This is a genomic window from Dongia soli, assembly GCF_034044715.1.
Taxonomy (GTDB): Bacteria; Pseudomonadota; Alphaproteobacteria; order Dongiales; family Dongiaceae; genus Dongia_B; species Dongia_B soli.
In genome coordinates this window covers 1,033,061-1,053,798 of sequence record NZ_JAXCLW010000002.1, presented here as the reverse complement: position 1 = coordinate 1,053,798, position 20,738 = coordinate 1,033,061, and the positions used below count along the sequence as shown (strand labels likewise).

The window sequence follows — 20,738 nt, the reverse complement described above, 5'->3', positions numbered from 1 at the left end:
TCTGCCGGCTGATCCGTGCAAGGATAGCGCTTGGAACTTTACGGCATTTTGGCTGTCACCGACCTTTCTTCGCCAGTAAGCGCGAAGACGATCGAACGCGCGCCCCTTCGCCGGCATCAGCTGCAGCGAGCGTTTCCAAGCGACGGTCGATTGGTCTCACATCGCCGCTGCGCAGCTCTCTCGAAAAGGAGGTAGCGACATGACAGCGGCAAATAACAGCAAACCCCGCGCTGGATTAGGACAGATGTGGGGATTGGTGCACGACACGCCGGAGACGACTGGTGCGGCTGTGCCGCCGCCGCAGAAGGACGACCAGGAAGAAATATCACATGCTTCGGTCCGCTCGTCTCCGCCCGCCCGCCACGAGGCCGCGGGCAGCGAGGCCGGTAGCGAGAGCGAGGCGGCAAAAGTCTCCTCGCTTGCTGCAGCGCCGAATTCGCCACCCCCGGAAAATCCACATGCGCGTGCGCCGGCTTTGTCTATTTCAGCCATGCAAAAGCGCGCCGAATTGGCAGATGCCGCCTCCGATGATGACCTGCTACCGGCTAATCGAGGCAATCTTGGCGATGAAGGAACTGGACGGGCGCAAAATACCGCCCCCAGCGCCGGCTCCAGTGAGACCGACACCACCACCCTGGCCGCTCTCGCAGCACCCCAACCGGGGGCAACCGTAACAGCCCTCGCGACACCCTCGTTCGACCCCTCGATCGTTCAGACCATCGATACGACCAAATGGGCTGTTCCATCAGCCAATCCAGCCGGTATGGCCTGGATACCGGGTGCGACGCCGGGCACAGGGCAGCTTCTGGTGTCGGATTCCGAAATCGACGAGTCGCCGTTTTTCCGCCAGCAGAATCTATTTTTCCTGTCGGAAACAGGTGCTTTCGACCACGCCGCCAGTCTCCGCGCTTTCTGTTCCGAGCCGACCGGTGTCACCTATAATCCCCTCAACGGGCACCTTTTCATCAGCGACGATAGCGCCCGTAAAGTTTTTGAAGTCAATCCCAGCAATCCCAGCGTGTTGATTTCGTCCTTTTCGACCAGGACGATCGAATTGGACGATGTCGAGGACATCGTTTTCGATCCGGTAACCGGACATCTTCTGCTGTCCGAAGGCGAGCAGAGCACCCTGCATCCCCGTACCATCGTCGAAGTGACCACGACGGGCACGGTGATCAACAGGATCCAAATGCCATTAGCCGTCGGTGATCCCGAAGGCTTTACCTATGATCCAGTCCGCAACGTGTTTTACGTCTGCGGCCATCGATCCGATGACATATTGGTGCTCTCCCGGGACGGCCAGACCGTCCTCGACAGGCTTACGCTGCTCGATGACGTCAGGAATGTAAACAGTGGTGTCGGCGTCAAGCCGAAGGGATTGGTCCTGGCGCCCAGCAGCGACACGCATGACGATCCGTCAATCATGTCCCTTTGGGTCGCCGATTACGCCACCGACCAGTTCATGGATGGACAGCTCTTCGAAATCAAGTTGGGGGACACGGGATCACAGCAGCCGCAGCCTTTATTCACCAGCGGCAATGACAGCGTGAATTTCGCGCAGGTCACGGCCGGCAGCTATCTCGCTGGCACGCAATATGACGCGCTCGGCGGAAATGACACGGTGACCTTGCCGACAAGTGCCGCAGCGGCCACCGCCGCCGGCTATGATCCGGCGCAGATTTTCCATGGCGGCGACGGCACGGACAATATCACCGGCGGCGGCCTGGCGGATCAGATCAATGGCGATGGTGGAAACGATACGATCAATGGCGGCAGCGCCAATGATGTTCTGCGCGGTGGCGATGCCAATGACACATTGACCGGTGGCAGTGGCACCGATCAGCTTTTCGGCGATACCGGCCATGACACCCTGAAATGGGACAGTGCTGACAGCGTCGATGGTGGTGCGGGTTTCGATACGCTCGATGCCAATTTGTCCAGCAGCGACACGATCGATCTGCGTGGCACCGGCTTTGCAAATTTGGAACGCATCCTCACTGGGGACGGGACCGATACGGTGACGCTCAGCCTCAGCAAAGTGTTGACGCAGACCGCAGACCACCAATTCGTCGTCGATCTCGGCAATGCGGCAGATACGTTGAACATCGACCCGGCCGGCGGTTGGACGGCGACGACGACTAATTCAACCCTGGGCCCGACCGGTGTAGCTGCTGGCATCTCCGTTTCCGGCATGACGGCCCGCACCTTCACCAACGGAACTGATACGGTCACGATTTTCAGCAATGCCGAGACGGTGCAAATTCTGTCCGCACCGACAGGACCGCTTTTCACCGCAGGCAATGACACGGTGAATTTCAACCAGATCACGGCCGGCAGTTATCAGGCGGGCTCGCAATATAACGGCCTAGCCGGCGACGATACGGTAACCCTGGCAACCGATGCCGCAGCGGCGGCGGCGGCCGGCTTCGATCCACTGCAGATCTTCCGGGGCGGTGAAGGCAATGACATCGTCAATGGCGGCAAGCTTGATGATCAGGTCGTCGGCGACAATGGGGATGACACTTTGAGAGGTGGTGAGGGAAATGACCATCTCGATGGTGCTGGCTGGCAGGACAGGCTGGAGGGCGGCGACGGCAACGACACGCTTCTCGGTGGCGGCAGCGGCGATACCCTGATCGGCGGATTAGGTGACGACCACATGGATGGCGGGTCGAGTGTCGACAAGGTTGATTATAGCGCCGCCGCTGCTGTGACAGTCGATCTGCTCGCCGGAACCGCGACGGGCGACGGCAATGACACGCTGATCGATATCGAAACCGTCCTCGGTTCGGCCTTCAAGGATTCCATCACGGGCAATGCGGCGGCCAATACGCTGGAGGGCAATAATGGCGACGACACGCTCCATGGCGGTGGCGGCAATGATACGCTGACCGGCGGCGCGGGGATCGATCAGCTTTTCGGCGATGATGGCCACGATACGCTGAAATGGGACAATGCCGATACCTTCGATGGCGGTGTTGGCTTCGACACAGTGGACGCCGCCCGGTCGACCTCGGACACGTTCGATATGCGTGGCGCTGGCTTTGTAAATGTTGAGCGGGTGCTGACGGGCAGCAGTAATGACACGGTGACGCTCAGCCTCAACGATGTTCTCTCCGATACCGCCGATAACCAATTCGTGGCCGATCTCGGCACCGGTACCGATCGCCTCAATGTCGATCTCACCGGCGGCTGGAGTGCAGCGGCGGCGAATTCGACCTTGGGACCGACGGCCGTGGCCGCCGGCATTTCGGTCGCCGGGCTCACGGCACATACATTCACCAATGGCGCCGATTCCGTCACCGTCTTCACCAATGCCGAAGTGCTGAATGCCCAGCAATTGGCTTAGCTCTCTTCTTGAAGCTAAAAAATCAGCCACCGGATTTCGGTCCGGTGGCTGATTTCATCTTTGAAAGAGGGAGGCGCGTTCTCGGCCGCTTGCGGCGAGCGCCACCAACTTCAGTTCTTGTTGGTCAAAAAGCTGACATCGAACCCGCCGGGCAGGCGGCTCGTGCTGTGCTCATCTTCCTGATGAACGTGGTGGTCGTCTTCCGGCGGCAGCGGATCCAGGGTCGCGGGCTTGCCGGCGGCCTTCCGCGCCTTGATGATCGCGGCGTTCAGATCGGTCTGCGAGCAGAGACCCAGCAACACCGGATCGCGCGGCCGGAGATTGGCCGAGTTCCAGTGGCTGCGGTCGCGCACCGCCGCGATGGTTTGCTTGGTGGTGCCGATCAAGCGGGAAATCTGCGCATCGCTCAGTTCCGGGTGGTGGCGCACCAGCCAGGCGACGGCGTCGGGCTTGTCCTGCCGCTTGGAAATCGGCGTGTAGCGGGGCCCCTTGGTCCGGGTGACGGGCAAGGGGATGCTGGCCCGCGCGAGGTTGAGGCGTCCTGCCGGGTCCGCCTCGCAGCGGGCGATCTCTTCCTTGGTCAACTGGCCATTGCTGGTCGGGTCAAGGCCGACGATGCCGACCGCGACTTCGCCATCGGCGATCCCCTGGACTTCGAGCGGATGCAAATTGCAGAAGGCCCCGATCTGCTCGAAGGTCAGAGCGGTGTTTTCCACCAGCCATACCGCCGTGGCTTTCGGCATCAGAAGTTGCGCCATGAATTCCTCCTTCTCGGCCGCGGGGAGCCGCGCTCGGCTCACCCCGCAGTCGGGCCAAGGCTTGCCTCGGCCATCCTCTAATCGATAAAAATGCCGGCGCGCACCCGGCGGCCGGTAATCGAGAAACCTGCTCGAAAGTCACCCGCCAATTACCATCAATGGCCTTTCCCTGCAAAGAGAAAGTTCCAATCGGGCAATCACTTAGAGCCCGATGGGATGCTGCCGCCTCAGCTCTTTATATAGGGCTAATCTCTTGTAATTAAAGCAAGAGATTATGCATTCGAACGGCGATTCCGCAGTCAGACAGTTAACACGATTTTGCCGGTATGGGCGCTGGTTTCCATCAGCCGATGGGCCGCGGCAGCCTCGCGGAGGGGGAAGGTCTTATAGAGGATCGGCCGCACTTTGCCGGCATCGATCAGGGGCAGCACCTTCTCGGACAGGGCGGCGGCGATTTTCGCTTTATCCGCCACGGAGCGGGGCCGCAGGGTCGACCCGGTGATGGTCTGGCGCTTGACCATGAGCGGCGCCAGATTGATCTCGGCCGAGCTGCCTTGCAGAAAGGCGATCTGGACCAAGCGCCCGTCAACCGCCAGGGATTTCAGGTTTCGCGGGATGTAATCGCCACCTACCATATCGAGAATCACATCGATCCCCGCGCCGCCGGTTTCTTTCTTGATCACCTCGACAAAGTCCGCACTTTTATAATTGATTGCAATATCAGCTCCTAATTCTTTGCAGCTGCGGCATTTATCGTCACTCCCGGCGGTCGTGAAGACCCGGGCCCCGAACTGATGCGCCAGCTGGATTGCGGTCGTCCCGATCCCGGAAGAACCGCCATGTACCAGGAAAGTCTCGCCGGACTGAAGCCGTGCCCGCTCGAAGACGTTGGTCCAGACCGTAAAGAAAGTCTCTGGGATGGCCGCCGCCGCCGCCATATCGAGTCCCGTCGGAACGCGCAGGCAATGCGCAGCCGGGGTAACGCAGTATTCGGCATAGCCGCCCCCCGGTGTCAGCGCCATGACCTGATCGCCCACCTTCCATGTCGCGCCATTGCTGCTGGCCTGATCACTAGCGAGGGCGACGATCGTGCCGGCCACTTCCAGCCCCGGAAGATCCGAGGCACCCGGAGGTGGCGCATAGCTGCCCTGGCGCTGCAGGACGTCCGGGCGATTGATCCCGGCCGCCGCGACCTTGATCAGGACTTCGCCGGATTGCGGGATCGGCACCGCCCGGGCAACGGGTTGAAGAACCTCAGGCTCGCCGGCTTTCGTGATTTCGATGGCAGTCATCTGGCTGGGCAGTGTCACGGCGCGCTCCTCGGTTAAACGGGACGGGATGAGATTGGTCTAGTCGATTTCCGCATCACTTTGAACTCCGATCAACCGACAGTTAAAATGTATCGAGTCGAGGAGGCGGGAATGGATTTGGACGATCTGGAGCCACGCAAGAAGAAACCCCAGCTACGCAATTTGGACCCGTTATCGGTCGAGGAGTTGGAAAGCTACATTGCCGAAATGAAAGCGGAAATCACGCGAGTCGAAGAAAAAATCGCCGCCAAGAAGGCGCATCTCTCGGCGGCGTCCGGCTTGTTCAAGAATGGCTGAGCAATATGTTCCTGTAAATTGCCGGATTTCCATGGCAAAACCAGGAACCTGGTCTGCAAAGGCAAAAAAACCATCGGAATTAACACTCTGTTCATCTCGCTGTGTTAATATGCCTTCGGAAAGATGGTTAATGCATCTTTCCTCTCTGGGCCCGTTCCGTTGGTCCAGTTTCATGCCTCCCTGTCTAACTTGCCGCCGGATCGTTTCGGCGGCTTTTTATTGACAGTTCGGTGACCAAATTTTCTCAATCTTCACACATGCCTGTATCAAAAAGTTGCATAAAGAATGCAGCTTGTCGCTTGCGCGGATTTTTTTGCCGCTTGACGCCAAAAACAGTCACTCGTAATTTTCTGTAGCCTGAGGGCAAGTTAGACAGGTTGAGGCTTATAAAAGAGAAGGCCGCCGCCGGCGTAACCGGTCGAGCGGCCTTCCGTATTTTGACCATGTCTTATGTCGAGATTCGTCGCCGGAATTCGTTAATTCAAAACACTGCCGGCCGAATAGCAGGCTATCCGGCCGGCATGCATCAGACGTGATCAGCCATAATGGGGCCGATCAATCAGGCGACTGTATCGGGTCGTCCGATAACCAGGCCGCTTTTAGGCGGCCTTGTCGAGCGCCTTCGGAGTGTCCTGCGAGGCATTGGTGATCGCGATGGTCCGGGGCTTCATTGCCTCGGGAATTTCGCGAACCAATTCCACATGCAGCAGGCCGTTGTTCAGGCTGGCGCCCGCAACGCGGATATGGTCAGCCAGTTCGAAACGCCGTTCGAACGCGCGCCCGGCGATACCACGATAAAGGAAGCTGCGTTCCTTTTCTTCCTTCGCCGGCTTGCCGACGATCAACAGCGAATTTTCCTGCGCAGTCACAGTCAGCTCGGCATCAGAGAAACCGGCGACCGCCATGGTGATGCGATAGGTATCTTCGCCCGTCCGCTCGATATTGTAGGGCGGATAGGAAAGAGCCGATTCATCGATACGCAACGCACTATCCATCACGCGCGAAAGGCGATCGAAACCGACAGAGGAACGGAAAAGGGGAGTAAGGTCGAAGTTACGCATGCCACATTCTCCATTGAGCAACATGGTTGATAGATGAGGCCACCAAATGGTCTGCCTCGATTAGTTGCCGGCACCATCATGGTCATCCGGCATGAGTGCAGATGGTCAGCAGTGATCGCCGTTTCAAGGGGGAGTCCAAGCGCTTGGTTGGGTTCGATTTCGCCAGGAGGGCGGCGCGAAACTTTGCAACTTATCGATCAAATTTTGAGCAAATATCGTGCGAAAAGCGCTGCCACGCCGGCTGGCAAATTTTTGTTAAGAGCTAACACGTATTAGTGATGCGGGGTGGTCGGGTTTCGGCCTAGGCTGGGGCGTCGGGGATAACCGGATCGGTACGAACGGGCATGGCGACCGTAGAATTTTTCGATCGGACGATGATGGAAACGATGGCTCTTCTGGCAGAGTCGCGCCGTTACCTCATCGATCGCGCCGAAAGCGAAACGAAATCCCGACCTGTAGAACATGGCCTGGTCAGCAGCATGGAGACCATGCGGCTGGTCGCCCGATTGACCCAAGTCTTGGCCTGGCTTTTGACCCATCGTGCCGTGCATGTCGGCGAAATGACCTTGTGGGAAGCGACCCGGCCGGAGCGGCGCCTCGGTGGCCATACGCTCTGCAACAAGGATATCAGCGACGAAGACCCGGATCTGCCGGATGAGCTGCGTCGTTTGTTGCAGCGCAGTCTCTCGCTCTATCAGCGGGTTTCACGCCTCGATATCCAAGCGGCCCGCGCGGCAGAGATGGAACCGCAGGGCAGGGTGAGCGGCGAACGCCCCAAGCTGCATTGAGCCACGGCGAGCGCCACCCTACGAAGCTTCCGGCCCTGTTACGGTAGGTAATCCAGGAAAAAGGCGCAGGCGCCCCGATTGCCGCGAAAGACGGCCGTTTCGACGATATCGTCCGGCCCCACACGCAGCGAGAGCTTGCAGGTCAGTGGCACATATTCGGGCGTCGAGTCATGGGTCGTGTAGCCGTCGTCATGCTTCCACGAGTAATAGGTCTTGCCGGAAACGGTGATCGTGCTGTCCGGCGGTCCCAAATATCTGATCGCCTCGGCGATCGGCTTGTTGGAGATATTCTCCAAGGCTGCCCGGGATCTCTCTGCATGATAATCGCGGAAGGTGCAGCCGACTAAGACGAGCGAAACACCCAAAAGGAGTGCGATCTGCCACAGACGACGGTTCATGCTTTGTCACTCTCAATAGATGTATATCGTTACGATACACAACCATTGAGTTATTTACAAGGCGAACGGTCGCGAACCCCCAGTTGCAACGGGAAGCGCAATAGCAAACAGCCGCCCGGTGAGGGGCGGCTGTATCGATCGGCTTTCGCCGCTTCTGATCGATCAAGCTTACTTCTTGAGGGACAGGCCCTGGAAGCGCTTGTTGAACTTGGCCAACTGACCACCCGTATCGAGCAGGCGATGCACGCCCGTCCAGGCGGGATGCGACTTCGGGTCGATGTCCAGCGTCATGGTGTCGCCGGGCTTGCCCCAGGTCGAGCGGGTCACGTATTTCGTGCCGTCGGTCATGACCACGTTGATTTCGTGGTAATCGGGATGAATGTTCGACTTCATGATAGAACTCCTCGAATCTCGGGGCGGGTTATACCCAAGCCCATCTCAGGGCGCAAGTCCTTGCGGGAAAACGGGGAAGTTTCCTGGGACGGCTGTGGCCGTTCGTCCCTCTGATATTTAACTTATTGAGTTGAAAGGCTTCTCCGCGCAAACTTTGGAAGTAGATCGACCGGTTGCGCGGTATCCCGGTCGTTTTGGTGCTTGCTAGGGCTTGTCGCCGTAAATTTCTTCGGCGATTGCAAGGCAAACGCAAGATGTCTATGCAGTGGTCCTGTCGAAATCGGCGCCGGCGGGGCTGGACCTGCCGGAAGAGCCGGATAAGCGGAAGAGGACGATGGATCAAGGGACGTTCGAGCGGCAGGCTTCGGCGGTGCTGGAGGACCTGTTCGACAGGATCGACGAGGAACTGGGCGATCTGATCGACGCAGATTACGAGGGCGGCATCCTGACCCTCAGACTGTCCGACGGCCGGACCTATCTCCTGAATAAGCACGGGCCGAACCGGGAAATCTGGTTGTCCTCACCAGTCAGCGGTGCCTGGCATTATGCCTGGGATGAAGGTGCTGGCTTGTGGCGTTCCACGCGGTCGGCCGGTGAGGGGCCGGACAATTTACACGGCTTGCTGACGGCCGAGCTCAGCGAAATCACCGGCGGCGACGTCGACCTCGAGGACTGACCCCACGACATGGCCAATATCCGCGACGCCCGCCAGATCGACCGCCCGAAATCGCGCAATCTGCGCCAACTCAGCCATTTGGTGCGCTTCACCATGCCCTATCGCTGGCAGGTGCTGGGCGCCACCATCGCCCTGATCGTTACCGCCGGCACCATGCTGGCGCTCGGCCAGGGCTTGCGGCATCTGATCGATCGCGGCTTCGGCGGCGGTGACCAGACGCTGCTGGAACATTCGGTCCTGGTGCTGTTCGGCGTCGCTGCTTTGCTGGCCCTCGGCACCTATGCGCGTTTCTATCTCGTCTCCTGGGTAGGAGAGCGGGTCGTCGCGGATATCCGCCGTGCCATGTTCAATCATCTGCTGAACCTTGATCCCGGTTTTTTCGAGTCGACCCGAACGGGCGAGGTGCTGTCGCGCATGACGACAGACACCACCTTGCTGCAGGCGGTGGTCGGATCCTCGATCTCGGTCGCTCTGCGCAACACGCTGATGCTGTTCGGCGGGGCGGTCCTGCTGTTTATCACCAGCCCGAAACTGACCGGACTGGTCTTCCTGGTCGTGCCAATCGTCATCGTGCCGATCATCTTCTTCGGGCGGAAGGTGCGCGGTCTTTCCCGCTTGTCCCAGGATAAGGTGGCGGACGTCAGTGCCGAGGCCAGCGAGGCGCTTTATGCCATCGGCACGGTTCAGGCCTTCGCCCATGAGGATTACGAGCGCCAGCGTTTCGGCAGCCGCAATGAAGATTCCTTCCGGGCGGCCGTTTCCCGCGTGCGGGCGCGGGCGCTGCTGACGGCCATCGTCATCCTCCTGGTCTTCGGGTCGATCAGCGCCGTGCTCGGTATCGGCGGGATGGATGTGGTGGCTGGACGCATGTCGGCCGGCGATCTCTCGGCTTTCGTCTTCTACGCCGTGGTAGTGGCGGGCTCAGCCGGCTCGATCAGCGAGGTCGTTGGCGATCTGCAGCGCGCCGCCGGCGCGATGGAACGCATCCTCGAATTATTGGCGACCAAGCCGACGATTGCCGCGCCAGCCAATCCGAAGCCCCTGATGCAGCCGTCGCGCGGCGCCGTCGCTTTTGACAATGTCACCTTCCATTATCCGTCGCGGCCTGAGACGGCAGCGCTCGACAATTTCTCCCTTTCGGTGGCCCCGGGCGAAACCGTGGCGCTGGTCGGGCCCTCCGGCGCCGGCAAGTCGACCATGTTCCAGTTGCTGCTGCGCTTCTACGATCCGGCCGCTGGCACCATCACCTTCGATGGTCGCGATCTGCGCGATTTGGATCCCGGCGTACTGCGCCGGGCGATCGGCCTGGTGCCCCAGGAACCGGTGATTTTCGGCATGAACGCCTGGGAAAATATCCGTTACGGCCGCCCCGACGCCAGCGATGCCGAGGTCCGCGCCGCCGCCGATGCCGCTTATGCAACCGAATTCATCGAACGCTTGCCGGAGGATTTCGACACTTATTTAGGCGAGCGCGGTCTGCGCTTGTCTGGAGGCCAGCGACAGCGCATCGCCATCGCCCGCGCTCTTTTGCGCAATCCTTCATTGCTGTTGCTCGACGAAGCGACCAGCGCACTGGATGCCGAATCCGAGCTGGTCGTGCAACGGGCGCTGGACGACATCATGCGCGACCGCAGCACCATCATTATCGCGCACCGCCTGGCAACAGTGCTGAAGGCCGACCGGATCGTGGTCATGGACCATGGCCGTATCGATGCCATCGGCAGCCATGCGGAACTGATCAAGCAGGGCGGCCTCTATGCCCGCCTGGCGGAATTGCAGTTCCAGCAACCGAAGGCCGCCGAATAACCGGCCGTCAACCCGACGCGGCTTGATTGACAATAAGGGCGACGGGTTGCGTCACGGGCAGTGGCGCACGCACCCGTTCGGCAGGGAAAAACAGATGGACCAGCGTGCCGACGCCGCGGCCGCTCTGGATTGTCAAATGTCCGCCATGCAGCTCCATCAGCGCGCGGCTCATGGGCAGACCAAGGCCGGTTCCCTCATGGCGTCGTGATAGGCTGTTATCGACCTGGGCGAAAGGCTGCAAAGCGATAGCGATTTCCGCCTCGGTCATGCCGATGCCATTATCCTGGATGCCGATCGTGCAGCCGCCATCCGGCTCTTTCTCGATCGTGATGGCGATCTTGCCGTTATCGGGCGCGAATTTTGTGGCATTGGAAAGGACCGCCAACAGGACCTGGCGGAGCTTGCGCCGGTCGGCGAAGAGGGCGAGCGGCGCCATTTCCGGTTCGATCAATATGCTCAGCGTCTTGCCCTGGATGGTTTCCTCTTCCAGGCGGAGGCACAGGCGGATCTCGGTGATCGGATCCAGCAATGTGCTTTCAACCCGATGGTCCCCGCTTTCCGCCTTGGTGAAGTCGATGATCGTATTGATGACGCTCAACAGCTTTTTGCCGCCGGCATTGATGTCCCGCGCGAAGCCGACATATTGCGGATCGCCCAGCGATCCGAAGGGCTGCTGCACCAGCAGGTCGGAAAAACCGATGATGGCGTTCAGCGGTGTGCGCAATTCATGACTGATATTCTTCAGGAAAGCGGATTTGCTTTGGTCGGCGGTTTCCGCCTTTTCCTTTGCGGCAGTCAGCTCGGCTGCGATCCGGCGTCGGTCGGTGATGTCATGCAGGTTCAGCACGATTCCGTTGACATCCGGATCGGCGGTCAGATCGATGCCGGTTAGTTCCAGCCATTTCCGGTTACTGCCGGCATCGGCGATGGGAATCTCGCATTGGATTTTGTCGCCGCGCCGAAGATTGGCGAGCTGTTCGCGCAGATCGCCCTGATGCAGGGGGTCGACGAAGCCAAGGAAAGACTGCCCGGTCAACACCTCGGAGCGATAGCCGAGAATCCGCTCGGCCGCTGGCGTGTCGTAGCGGATGCAGTTTTCCCCATCGAGGACCAGGATAATATCGGTGCTGTTGCGCAGCAACGAGCGGTGCCGTCTTTCGCTGCGCTGGCGAATCAGTGCCTTCTGCGCCACCTGATCGGCCATGCGCCGGTCAAACATCGAACTGCCCAGCCCAAAGACCAGGATCAGCAGGCTGGTGGACGTGATCACCACGGCCAGCATCGGCTGATCGAGACCGCTGCCGATTGCAAGCGGCGCCCGGTCCGTCGCGGTCATCGTCAGCGCCGCCATGCCGGTATAATGCATGCCGGCAATCGCCACCGCCATGATCAGCGACGCAACTGCACGGTGCCACAGGGCGTGCAGATTGAAACTGAGCCAGAGGGCGGCGGTGGCAGCGGCCATGGCGATCAGGATCGATAAGCCGACCAGCAACGGATTGTAGAGGATGCGGCTGGTGGTGATCATCGCCGCCATCCCGGTGTAATGCATGCCGGCGACGCCAAATCCGGCGATCACGCCACCGATGCCAAGTCGCCAGAAACTCGCCGGATTGCTGACCACGATGCGATAGCTGATGCCGGCGGCAATAATGGCCAGGAGCAGGGAGCCGAGGGTCAGTTGGACGTCGTAAAGTATGCCCGCGGAGCTGTGAAAAGCCATCATGCCGACGAAATGCATCGCCCAGATGCCGCCGCCCAGGGCAATCGCGGCAGCGCAGAGCCAGGCCAGCCGAACATTTTCCCGATAAGCAACCATGCGTTCGGCAAGCTGTAGAGAGGTGAACGAGGCGCAGATCGCGATCAGGACGGAGATGGCGACCAAGGTCGGATCGTGAAACGTCGTGACATGATGCATCGTGTCGACCGGCCCCAGCCCGTATCGCTCAAGATCACAGTGGGTCGGCTTCCCGAAATCATGTTCGGCACCGGCGACACTGTACGCCGGAGTTTAGAGTTAGCCGCCAAGGATTAACGAAAGATTGCAACTATGGCGATTACCGCCCCAGGTTAATGTTTCTGTACACGAAAGCCGCTTTGCCGTTATTTGGGTCGGTATTTATTTATCATTTTAACGATTTACATGCTTAGCCCTTGCCAGTCTCTAGCCCTTGCCAGTCTGGTGCGCGGCCACATTTCAAACGCGGCGATATCGCATGGCGTTAGGCGGGGTCGTGTAGAAGGCCTCGAACAGGCGATCCATGTAGTTCGGGTTCAATCCAGCACGGTGACGAACACGCCATCGAAGGCAACCACCTTGGGGCCGATCATATCTCCTCCATCTTTTCATCGCTTCGATCGCTTTCATGGTCAGATTGAGGTTTCTCCAGAGATGGCGTACCTTCCGCTTGGAGTTCGAGCTATGTCGGAGATGCGGCCATGAACAAGATGCTCTGCTTTCGCGCTCTCGCATCGCGGCGGCAGTTTCTTGGAGGAGCCGGGGCTGCCACTCTGGCGCTGGCCTCAGCGCCCGCTTTCGCCGACGCGATGATCAAACTTCCTCTGCCAGGGGGCCCGGAGGAACGACCGATTACCACGGCCTTTCCTGAAAAGGGTGCGCTCATTCTTCAGCGCACGCGCCCGCCTTTGCTCGAAACGCCGTTCGACGTGTTCGATCAATCGGTGTTCACACCCAACGACCGGTTTTTCGTGCGCTGGCACTGGGCGGTCATTCCCACGGAGATCGACGTCGGTTCCTTCCGGTTGGCGGTGCACGGTCACGTCGAGAAGAGCCTGTCGCTCTCCCTTGATGAGATTCTTGCCCTGCCGCAGGTGGAACTCGTTGCGGTCAATCAATGCTCCGGCAACTCGCGCGGCTATTTCGAGCCGCGCGTTCCCGGAGGAGAGTGGTCGCATGGCGCCATGGGAAACGCACGCTGGACCGGCGTCCGCCTGAAGGACGTGCTCGACCGCGCCGGGGTAAAGGCGGGCGCCCTCCAGGTCCGCTTCAAGGGGATGGACGAGCCGGTCGTCGCGGATGCACCGGACTACATGAAGTCGCTTGCCATCGATCATGCGCGCGACGGCGAGGTGATGCTCGCTTATGCGATGGGCGGTGAGCAGTTGCCGCTGCTCAACGGTTTCCCGCTCCGCCTTATCGTGCCGGGCTGGTACTCGACCTATTGGGTCAAGATGCTCAACGACATCGAGGTGCTGGACCAGCCGGATACGAACTATTGGATGAAGACCGCCTACACGATTCCGGACACACCGCATGCGAGCGTCAAGCCTGGAGAGACCGGCTTCAAGTCCGTGCCGATTAGCCGCTTGGTCCCGCGGTCTTTCATCACGAACATCAAGGCGGGCGACACGCTGCGGGCTGGTGCCCCGACGCTGGTGCGGGGCATCGCGTTCGGTGGCGATGCAGGCGTATCGCGGGTTGATTTCTCCAGCGATGGCGGCAAGAGCTGGCAGCCGGCGCAGCTTGGCAAGGACGAAGGCAAGTACAGCTTCCGCCAATGGCAGATCTCCTTCACCCCACCGGTCGCGGGAGGACAGGTACTGATGGCCCGCTGCACCAGCAGCAGCGGCGAGACCCAACCCGACACGCCCAATTGGAACCCGGCTGGGTTCATGCGCAACGTCATCGAGCAGACCGCCGTCGTGGTCGCCTGAAGAGGAAAGCATGTTACACAGGATGCTGTTGACGGCACTCGTCGCGGGCATCGTCCTTGCGCCGTTCTACGCTAAGGCAGAGGACAAATTGGCGCTGAAGTCCGTCAATGTAAATCTGCCCGACGACGACAGCATGTTCCCGGACAGACCCGGTGCGGATGCGGCCAACAATAATTGCCTCGCCTGTCACTCCGCCAGCATGGTGCTTAATCAGCCGGCGCTATCGAAGGCGCAATGGCAGGCTGAGGTCAACAAGATGCGCATGACCTACAAGGCGCCCGTCGACGCCAAAGACGTCGATGCAATCGTCGCCTATCTTGTCACCATCAAAGGTGCGAAATAGACTGCTTAATTGCGGTTAAGCGCGAAACACTCCGTTTTACGTGAGACAGCGCCGAGCCTATTTCACAGCTGACTAATATGTGCGGGGGAGGATATCCGGATCATGCCAATAGACCTGCCTTGGATTCCATCGACTGCCGTATTCCTGTGCTCAGCTTTTCTTGCTTTTGGATATGTCGCCACGGCAACCGCCACGGGGCCAGTAAAAGGAGACTATTTCCATACCGGAGCTGGCACGCGATATCTGGAGCGCGCCAAGGGCGACATCGTCACCGTGCCCTTGCGCGACAACATCAATGTCCTGATGGGATCCGGGGCTAACATCGTGGTTTTGTCCGGAAGCGAGGGCAAGTTCCTCGTCGATGCCGGCATTAAGCCGTCGGAAGAAAAGTTGCAGGCGGCTCTCAATAAGATCGGTCCATCACCGCTGAAATACGTCGTAAACACCCATTGGCACTGGGATCATACCGACGGAAACGAGTGGATGCATGCAGCCGGCGCCACAATCGTTGCTCAGAGAAATACGCTGAAGCATCTTTCTCAGACCACCCACGTCGATGATTGGAATTGGACGTTTGCTCCCGTTCCGGCCGGCGCGCGCCCGACGATCATCGTGGAAAATGAGAGGGACTTCGCCTTTGCGGGCGATTCCATAAAGGTAGAGCATTTCGGCCCCGGCCATACCGACGGCGATGTGTTGGTGTATTTCGAAAAGGCCGATGTAATGGCCCTCGGCGACACGTTCTGGAACGGGAACTATCCGTTCATCGACAACGAAGACGGCGGCAGCGTCAATTCGGCCATCGCCTGGGCCAACAAGGCTATCGAACGCTCCACAGATAAAACAATCCTGGTTCCTGGTCATGGGCCGGTCGGCAACCGCGCCCAACTGATCGAATTTCGCGATATGCTGGTCACGGTGCGCGATAAGGTCGTTGCACTGAAGTCACAAGGGAAATCCCTGGATGATGTCATAGCGGCGCGGCCGACCGCGGCCTTCGACGATAAATGGGGAAGATTTGTGATCGATTCGAAATTCTTCACAAAGCTAGTGTACGAAGGACTATAGACAGTATAGCCGCGCCGCCATCGGCAAAGGCGTAGCTGGCTGCCATGGCGCAATCCAGGCGGCAGTAAATTGGCACGCAGCCTCGCGAGCTGGATATTGACAAAGAGGTGTCGCCGGACTCAATCCCGGCACCTGCACCGCTGCGATGAGGTGACACATGTCTGAAGGCTTGGTCGTCGTCGTTTCCTCCCGCCCTTTCGAGGACACGCTGAATGCGCTGGTCGCCAGCGTGAAGCACAGGCAGGTCGAGGTGTTCGGCATGGTCGACCATGCCGCCAATGCGCAGGGCGCAGGCCTTACGCTTGGCCGCACGACGGTGGTGACGTTCGGCGGGGCTAAGGCCGGCACGCCTCTGATGCAGGCGCACCAGACGCTGGGCCTCGACCTGCCGTTGCGCGCCTTGGTCTATGAAACAGCCGAAGGCCAGGTCCGCATCGCTTATCGCGAACCCCGCGACATCCTGGCGGGACAGGGCGTGGCGCCGCACGCCTTCCTTTCGGTGGACGGCATGTCGGCCATGCTGGCGGCGGTCTCGGCCGAGGCCGCCGGGATCGACCCGCATAGGCGGTGAGCGCCCAGGCAGCTTGATTCTATCGAAAACAAGGCCCCCGTAGGCAGCTCGGCGATGACTGCCTTTATTCCTCAGTCTCGGCGGCGGCGTTTTGCCGGCAAGATTGATCTTGCTGAGCAGCAGGCGGCCGGCGACGGCACTTTGTTTTGCTGCCTCGGCATGCCGTTCTAACGTCTTCAACCCGTTGCCGCATCGATGATGGTGATGACGCCGCTGCTGGGGAAGCCGGTCAGGAGCGAGACAGAGAGGCGTCAGTGGCCGGCATCCGTATCTTCGCGACGGAATAGGATGGCGGTGGATCGGATGATGGGCCGATCCACCGCCAAGCGGCAACGCCGAGGATCGAGGCCTGGCGATATGACCTCCGACGGCGCCGCGTGGGGGCGCGGCTTATTGCCCGTGCAGGGCCGCGACCATCAACGTGACATTGTGCCGGACCATCTTCACATAGGTCGGCGCCGGCCCATCGCCCTTGGAGAGCGATTCGACATAGAGCGTGCCGCCGATCTTCGCCCCGGTTTCATCGGCAATCTGTTTGACCAGTAACTGGTTCATGGAATTCTCGACGAAGACGGCTTTGATCTTTTCCGCCTTGATCTGCTGGATCAGCTTGGCGACATCCTGGGCCGATGCCTCGCTTTCTGTGCTGAGACCGGCGGGCGCCAGGAATTGCAGGCCATAGGCATCGGCAAAATAACCCAGCGCGTCATGCGAGGTGATGAGTTTGCGCTCGTCCTTCGGAATGGTGGCGAATTCCTGGCGCACCCAGTTGTCGAGATCGGTCAACTGCTGCAGATATTTCTCGCCGGCCTTTTGATAATAAGCGGCATCGGCAGGATCGGCCTTGCTCAAAGCGGCGATGATATTCGTCGCATAGATCTTGCCATTGGGCACGCTGTTCCAGGCATGCGGATCGGGGATCACCTTGCCGGGTTCACCACTATCTTCGCCTTCTTCATCGACCATCGTGCGCTCCGGCACGCCGGTGCTGGCGATCACGATCGGGCCCTTATAGCCGGAAGCCATGATCAGTCGATCCATCCAGCCTTCCAGGCCGCGTCCGCTGACGATGACGAGATCGGCAGCGGCCAGATTCTTGGCATCGTTCGGCGTCGGTTCGAAGGCATGCGGATCGCTATCGGTGCCGACCAAGGTGCTGGCCTCGACATGATTGCTGCCGATCTCCTTCACCATGTCCTGCAGGATGGTGAAGCTAGTGACGACCTTCAGCTGGTCGGCGGCCATGGCGGGAGGGGCGAGGAGCAGAAGCCCCAAGGCGACGGATGTCGACCCGAAGGAGAGACGCATGATGATCCTTTCAATCAGGCTGTGAGATGTGCGCTGCGGAGATAGCGGCTGCGCAGGCTGTCGGCGCGGCCGAAGAGGAGGGAGACGAGATAGGTGCCGCCGGCGACCAGGATGATGGCGGGACCGGAAGCGATGCCGGCGTGATAGGAGATCAGCAGGCCGCAATAGGCCGAGGCGAGAGCAATGGCGGCAGCCGTCAGCATCAGCGACCAGACATCGCGCGCCCAGAATTTCGCGGCGGCGGCCGGCAGCATCATCAAGCCGACCGACATCAATGTGCCAAGCGCCTGGAAACCGGTCACCAGATTAGCAACCAGCATGACCAGGAAAATCCCATGGCAGATAGCGCCCCAACGACCCGCCGCGCGCAGGAAGCCGGGATCGAAGCACTCCATCACCAAGGGCCGGTAGATCACGGCGAAACAGAGAATGGTCAGGCTGGTGACCGTGGCGATGACGATCAAGGCAGCCTTGTCGACCGCCAGGATGGTGCCGAACAGCACGTGAATGAGATCGACATTGCTGCCATGGGTCGAGACGATCAGCACGCCGAGGGCGAGAGACATGAGATAGAAAGCTGCGAAACTGGCATCCTCGCGCAAAGCGGTGTAGCGCGAGATGAGGCCGGAGAGTAGCGCCACCAATAGGCCGGCGATCAAGCCGCCGATCCCCATCGCCACCAGCGACAGGCCTGCAATGACGAAGCCGATGGCGGCACCCGGCAGGACCGCATGGGACATGGCATCACCCACCAGGCTCATGCGCCGCAGAATGAGGAAAACGCCGACCGGACCCGCACCGAGCGCCAAAGCGAGGCAGGCGACGAGGGCCTGGCGCATGAAGGCGAAGTCGATGAAGGGGCCGAAGAGGAAATCGCGCAGGTGAGTCATCGGCGGCACCACTCCGCCTGTTCGTCCCAGGCCTCGATCATGGCGCGCGCCCTGCCCAGATTATCAGGGGTCAGGATCTCCGCCGTGGGCCCCCAGCCGATCGGCTCGCGCGCCAGCAACAGCGTTTCTGGAAAGAAGCCGCGGATCTGCTCCAGGTCATGCAGGACGGCGATGACGGTGCGTCCTTCGCCTTGCCAGCGCAGGACCAAGCCGAGCAGGTCATTCGTGGTCTTGGCATCGATGGCGGCGAAGGGCTCGTCGAGAATGATCAGCTTCGCTTCCTGCAGCAGCAGGCGGGCGAACAGCATGCGTTGAAACTGACCGACCGACAGGCTGCCCACTGGTCGCTTGTCGAAGCCTTGCAGACCAACGGCGCTCAAGGCGAGGCGGGTCTGGCGCATGAGTGCCCCGGTGATGCCGCCGAAGGCGCCGATCTTTCGCCAGTGACCCATCGCCACCGCATCGGCGACGGAGATCGGAAAGCTGCGATCGATCTCCGCCTGTTGCGGCAGATAAGCGATGTCACGGCGGGAGATTGCCGTTAAGCGCACTTCGCCATGGATAGGCCGCAACAGGCCGGTAACCGTTTTCAGCAAGGTGGTCTTGCCGGCCCCGTTCGGCCCGGCAATTGCCGTCAGGCTGCCGGGGCGGAAACTGCCGGAGAGATGATGGACGGCCGGATGCCGGTCATAGCCGATGGTCAGATTGTCGAAAGTGAGGAGGCCCGCCGATATCGGTGGCGCGTGCGCCGGCACAGCTGCCGCGGCGGGATTGGAATCTGGTGTCATGCCTCAACCCCACCATCCCAAAGCCAGGCCGACTGCGCTCCAGAGCCCAAGGATCAACAAGGCCGCAGCGGCAAGCCGCTCTCGAACGCCGAGCATCAAAGGGGAGCCGAACGAGGCGCGGCCGGAAGAGCTGAGTCTATCTTTCATATGTAATGTTATAACGTAACGAATTTACCTTGTCGATAGGTTAAGCGAGGCTTCTATCGACTCTGTTGAAGTTCGTCGCACGGCACCCGCAACAAACAAGGTTGTCACTCTCGGGTTTGATCCAAGGGTCCACGGTTGAGGCCCCGTAGGATGTCAGATGAGGACGATGAACCCGGCGCTGAACGAGTGTCTTTGCATCAGTCTCTCCGGTGGACAACCCTCGGATCGAGTCCGAGGGTGACAAGCGAGTTGTTGCAAAGGTTGGCGCGGTGCGACAGCGGCTGGCGCAGCGCCGCCGGTCAGACGATGCGCCGGCGCAATTGCTGTGACAGGACATCGATGGCGCAGACGACCAGGACGATGACGGCGATGACGCCGGCGGTGCGGCCGTAATCGAAGCTGCGGATATACTCCCAGAGGAGGTCGCCGACGCCGCCGGCGCCGACGATGCCGATCACCGTCGCCGATCGCACATTGGATTCGAAGCGATAGAGGGAGAGCGAGATCCAATGCGGCATGACCTGGGGCAGCAGGCCATGCAAGGCCCGGGCGATGAAGCCGCCGCCGGCCATGCGGATCGCTTCCACCGGCCGCGGATCGGCGGTTTCGACCGCTTCGGAGAACAGCTTCACGCAAACGCCTGTCGTATGCAGCCACAAAGCCAGAACGCCGGCGAAGGGACCAAGACCCACCGCCACGACGAAGAGCATGGCGAAGACCATCTCGTTGATCGCGCGCAAGGCATCCATGCATCGCCGCACCGGTTGGACGACCCACCAGGGCGCCACATTGCCGGCGGTAAGAAAGGCTAGTGGTGCCGATGTCAGGACCGCCAGCGTCGTGCCCCAGAGGGCGATCTGGCAGGTGATGAGCATTTCGTGAAGGGTGCGGGACAGATTGTGGAAATCGGGCGGGAAGAAGCCGGCGGCGAAGCTTGCCATGTTGCCGCTATATTCGATCAGCGCCACCGGATTCATTTCGGTGCCGCGCCAGGCCCAGGCATGCAGGACAAGGACTGCGCCCCAAATGAAATAGACCGGCCAACGCCGCTTTTCCGCGACGTTATTCTCCTGCCGACTGATTTCCCCCATTTCCCGGGCCTGGCTCATCAT

Annotated in this window: 19 protein-coding genes; 9 read left to right on the top strand and 10 right to left on the bottom strand. The window is 60.3% G+C overall.

The window, feature by feature from the left end; translation table 11 throughout:
- Positions 1-199: 199 nt before the first annotated feature.
- Positions 200-3,349, top strand: a complete 3,150-nt coding sequence (locus SMD27_RS11415; protein WP_320508489.1) for a hypothetical protein — start codon at positions 200-202, stop codon at positions 3,347-3,349.
- Between the two features lie 110 nt (positions 3,350-3,459).
- Here the strand turns inward: SMD27_RS11415 and SMD27_RS11410 are convergent, their stop codons facing one another.
- Both SMD27_RS11410 and SMD27_RS11405 read right to left on the bottom strand, forming a co-directional pair.
- Entirely contained in the window at positions 3,460-4,107 is a 648-nt protein-coding gene (locus SMD27_RS11410; protein WP_320508488.1) for a DUF1013 domain-containing protein, read from the bottom strand.
- A 299-nt stretch (positions 4,108-4,406) separates the two neighbouring features.
- Positions 4,407-5,399 (bottom strand): NAD(P)H-quinone oxidoreductase, encoded by a 993-nt coding sequence (locus SMD27_RS11405; RefSeq protein WP_320508671.1) that lies wholly within the window; start codon positions 5,397-5,399, stop codon positions 4,407-4,409.
- Between the two features lie 129 nt (positions 5,400-5,528).
- On the opposite strand from SMD27_RS11405, the gene SMD27_RS11400 reads away from it, so the two are divergent.
- On the top strand, positions 5,529-5,714 hold the full coding sequence (locus tag SMD27_RS11400; protein WP_320508487.1) for a DUF1192 domain-containing protein: 186 nt from the start codon (positions 5,529-5,531) through the stop codon (positions 5,712-5,714).
- A gap of 599 nt (positions 5,715-6,313) precedes the next feature.
- Here SMD27_RS11400 and SMD27_RS11395 read toward each other — a convergent pair.
- Complete coding sequence (locus tag SMD27_RS11395) at positions 6,314-6,775, bottom strand: Hsp20 family protein (RefSeq protein WP_320508486.1); 462 nt, start codon at positions 6,773-6,775, stop codon at positions 6,314-6,316.
- A gap of 344 nt (positions 6,776-7,119) precedes the next feature.
- Here SMD27_RS11395 and SMD27_RS11390 point away from each other — a divergent pair, with 344 nt between their 5' ends.
- Positions 7,120-7,563, top strand: coding sequence for a DUF1465 family protein (locus SMD27_RS11390; protein WP_320508485.1), 444 nt, complete (start codon positions 7,120-7,122; stop codon positions 7,561-7,563).
- Positions 7,564-7,601: 38 nt separating this feature from the next.
- On the opposite strand, the gene SMD27_RS11385 is transcribed toward SMD27_RS11390, so the two are convergent.
- Positions 7,602-7,961, bottom strand: coding sequence for a hypothetical protein (locus SMD27_RS11385; protein ID WP_320508484.1), 360 nt, complete (start codon positions 7,959-7,961; stop codon positions 7,602-7,604).
- Positions 7,962-8,129: 168 nt separating this feature from the next.
- A complete protein-coding gene (gene rpmE / locus SMD27_RS11380) occupies positions 8,130-8,354 on the bottom strand; it encodes a 50S ribosomal protein L31 (RefSeq protein WP_320508483.1) in 225 nt (74 codons plus the stop codon).
- A gap of 334 nt (positions 8,355-8,688) precedes the next feature.
- On the opposite strand from rpmE, the gene cyaY reads away from it, so the two are divergent.
- Positions 8,689-9,030 (top strand): iron donor protein CyaY, encoded by a 342-nt coding sequence (gene cyaY, locus SMD27_RS11375; protein WP_320508482.1) that lies wholly within the window; start codon positions 8,689-8,691, stop codon positions 9,028-9,030.
- A 9-nt stretch (positions 9,031-9,039) separates the two neighbouring features.
- On the top strand, positions 9,040-10,836 hold the full coding sequence (locus tag SMD27_RS11370; RefSeq protein ID WP_320508481.1) for an ABC transporter transmembrane domain-containing protein: 1,797 nt from the start codon (positions 9,040-9,042) through the stop codon (positions 10,834-10,836).
- A 7-nt stretch (positions 10,837-10,843) separates the two neighbouring features.
- On the opposite strand, the gene SMD27_RS11365 is transcribed toward SMD27_RS11370, so the two are convergent.
- Complete coding sequence (locus SMD27_RS11365; RefSeq protein WP_320508480.1) at positions 10,844-12,754, bottom strand: MHYT domain-containing protein; 1,911 nt, start codon at positions 12,752-12,754, stop codon at positions 10,844-10,846.
- A gap of 521 nt (positions 12,755-13,275) precedes the next feature.
- On the opposite strand from SMD27_RS11365, the gene SMD27_RS11360 reads away from it, so the two are divergent.
- The 4 genes from SMD27_RS11360 (at position 13,276) to SMD27_RS11345 (ending at position 16,493) form a co-directional block, all read left to right on the top strand.
- A complete protein-coding gene (locus tag SMD27_RS11360) occupies positions 13,276-14,511 on the top strand; it encodes a molybdopterin-dependent oxidoreductase (RefSeq protein ID WP_320508479.1) in 1,236 nt (411 codons plus the stop codon).
- 10 nt (positions 14,512-14,521) lie between these two features.
- The gene (locus SMD27_RS11355; RefSeq protein WP_320508478.1) at positions 14,522-14,854 is read left to right on the top strand and encodes a c-type cytochrome; all 333 of its coding nucleotides are present in this window, start codon (positions 14,522-14,524) and stop codon (positions 14,852-14,854) included.
- A gap of 102 nt (positions 14,855-14,956) precedes the next feature.
- Entirely contained in the window at positions 14,957-15,922 is a 966-nt protein-coding gene (locus tag SMD27_RS11350) for an MBL fold metallo-hydrolase (protein ID WP_320508477.1), read from the top strand.
- A 157-nt stretch (positions 15,923-16,079) separates the two neighbouring features.
- A complete protein-coding gene (locus SMD27_RS11345; RefSeq protein WP_320508476.1) occupies positions 16,080-16,493 on the top strand; it encodes a DUF302 domain-containing protein in 414 nt (137 codons plus the stop codon).
- A gap of 390 nt (positions 16,494-16,883) precedes the next feature.
- Here the strand turns inward: SMD27_RS11345 and SMD27_RS11340 are convergent, their stop codons facing one another.
- The 4 genes from SMD27_RS11340 to phnE form a co-directional block, all read right to left on the bottom strand.
- Positions 16,884-17,801 (bottom strand): metal ABC transporter substrate-binding protein, encoded by a 918-nt coding sequence (locus SMD27_RS11340; protein ID WP_320508475.1) that lies wholly within the window; start codon positions 17,799-17,801, stop codon positions 16,884-16,886.
- Positions 17,802-17,815: 14 nt separating this feature from the next.
- Entirely contained in the window at positions 17,816-18,691 is an 876-nt protein-coding gene (locus SMD27_RS11335; protein ID WP_320508474.1) for a metal ABC transporter permease, read from the bottom strand.
- Complete coding sequence (locus SMD27_RS11330) at positions 18,688-19,479, bottom strand: metal ABC transporter ATP-binding protein (protein WP_320508473.1); 792 nt, start codon at positions 19,477-19,479, stop codon at positions 18,688-18,690. Before SMD27_RS11330 ends, SMD27_RS11335 begins: the two co-directional genes overlap by 4 nt.
- Positions 19,480-19,925: 446 nt before the next feature.
- Positions 19,926-20,738 carry a phosphonate ABC transporter, permease protein PhnE gene (phnE, locus tag SMD27_RS11325; RefSeq protein ID WP_320508472.1) on the bottom strand — a complete coding sequence of 271 codons (813 nt, stop codon included), beginning with the start codon at positions 20,736-20,738 and terminating at the stop codon, positions 19,926-19,928.

What these genes read in the sequence shown, in the direction of transcription:
- SMD27_RS11350 (WP_320508477.1), top strand. Translation starts at nt 14,957, where the DNA reads ATGCCAATAGACCTGCCTTGGATTCCATCGACTGCCGTATTCCTGTGC.
- SMD27_RS11390 (WP_320508485.1), top strand. Translation starts at nt 7,120, where the DNA reads ATGGCGACCGTAGAATTTTTCGATCGGACGATGATGGAAACGATGGCT.
- SMD27_RS11340 (WP_320508475.1), bottom strand. Translation starts at nt 17,801, where the DNA reads ATGCGTCTCTCCTTCGGGTCGACATCCGTCGCCTTGGGGCTTCTGCTC.
- SMD27_RS11415 (WP_320508489.1), top strand. Translation starts at nt 200, where the DNA reads ATGACAGCGGCAAATAACAGCAAACCCCGCGCTGGATTAGGACAGATG.
- cyaY (WP_320508482.1), top strand. Translation starts at nt 8,689, where the DNA reads ATGGATCAAGGGACGTTCGAGCGGCAGGCTTCGGCGGTGCTGGAGGAC.
- SMD27_RS11330 (WP_320508473.1), bottom strand. Translation starts at nt 19,479, where the DNA reads ATGACACCAGATTCCAATCCCGCCGCGGCAGCTGTGCCGGCGCACGCG.
- SMD27_RS11370 (WP_320508481.1), top strand. Translation starts at nt 9,040, where the DNA reads ATGGCCAATATCCGCGACGCCCGCCAGATCGACCGCCCGAAATCGCGC.
- SMD27_RS11360 (WP_320508479.1), top strand. Translation starts at nt 13,276, where the DNA reads ATGAACAAGATGCTCTGCTTTCGCGCTCTCGCATCGCGGCGGCAGTTT.
- SMD27_RS11395 (WP_320508486.1), bottom strand. Translation starts at nt 6,775, where the DNA reads ATGCGTAACTTCGACCTTACTCCCCTTTTCCGTTCCTCTGTCGGTTTC.
- SMD27_RS11410 (WP_320508488.1), bottom strand. Translation starts at nt 4,107, where the DNA reads ATGGCGCAACTTCTGATGCCGAAAGCCACGGCGGTATGGCTGGTGGAA.
- SMD27_RS11355 (WP_320508478.1), top strand. Translation starts at nt 14,522, where the DNA reads ATGTTACACAGGATGCTGTTGACGGCACTCGTCGCGGGCATCGTCCTT.
- SMD27_RS11345 (WP_320508476.1), top strand. Translation starts at nt 16,080, where the DNA reads ATGTCTGAAGGCTTGGTCGTCGTCGTTTCCTCCCGCCCTTTCGAGGAC.
- SMD27_RS11400 (WP_320508487.1), top strand. Translation starts at nt 5,529, where the DNA reads ATGGATTTGGACGATCTGGAGCCACGCAAGAAGAAACCCCAGCTACGC.
- phnE (WP_320508472.1), bottom strand. Translation starts at nt 20,738, where the DNA reads ATGATGAGCCAGGCCCGGGAAATGGGGGAAATCAGTCGGCAGGAGAAT.
- SMD27_RS11335 (WP_320508474.1), bottom strand. Translation starts at nt 18,691, where the DNA reads ATGACTCACCTGCGCGATTTCCTCTTCGGCCCCTTCATCGACTTCGCC.
- SMD27_RS11405 (WP_320508671.1), bottom strand. Translation starts at nt 5,399, where the DNA reads ATGACTGCCATCGAAATCACGAAAGCCGGCGAGCCTGAGGTTCTTCAA.
- SMD27_RS11365 (WP_320508480.1), bottom strand. Translation starts at nt 12,754, where the DNA reads ATGCATCATGTCACGACGTTTCACGATCCGACCTTGGTCGCCATCTCC.
- rpmE (WP_320508483.1), bottom strand. Translation starts at nt 8,354, where the DNA reads ATGAAGTCGAACATTCATCCCGATTACCACGAAATCAACGTGGTCATG.
- SMD27_RS11385 (WP_320508484.1), bottom strand. Translation starts at nt 7,961, where the DNA reads ATGAACCGTCGTCTGTGGCAGATCGCACTCCTTTTGGGTGTTTCGCTC.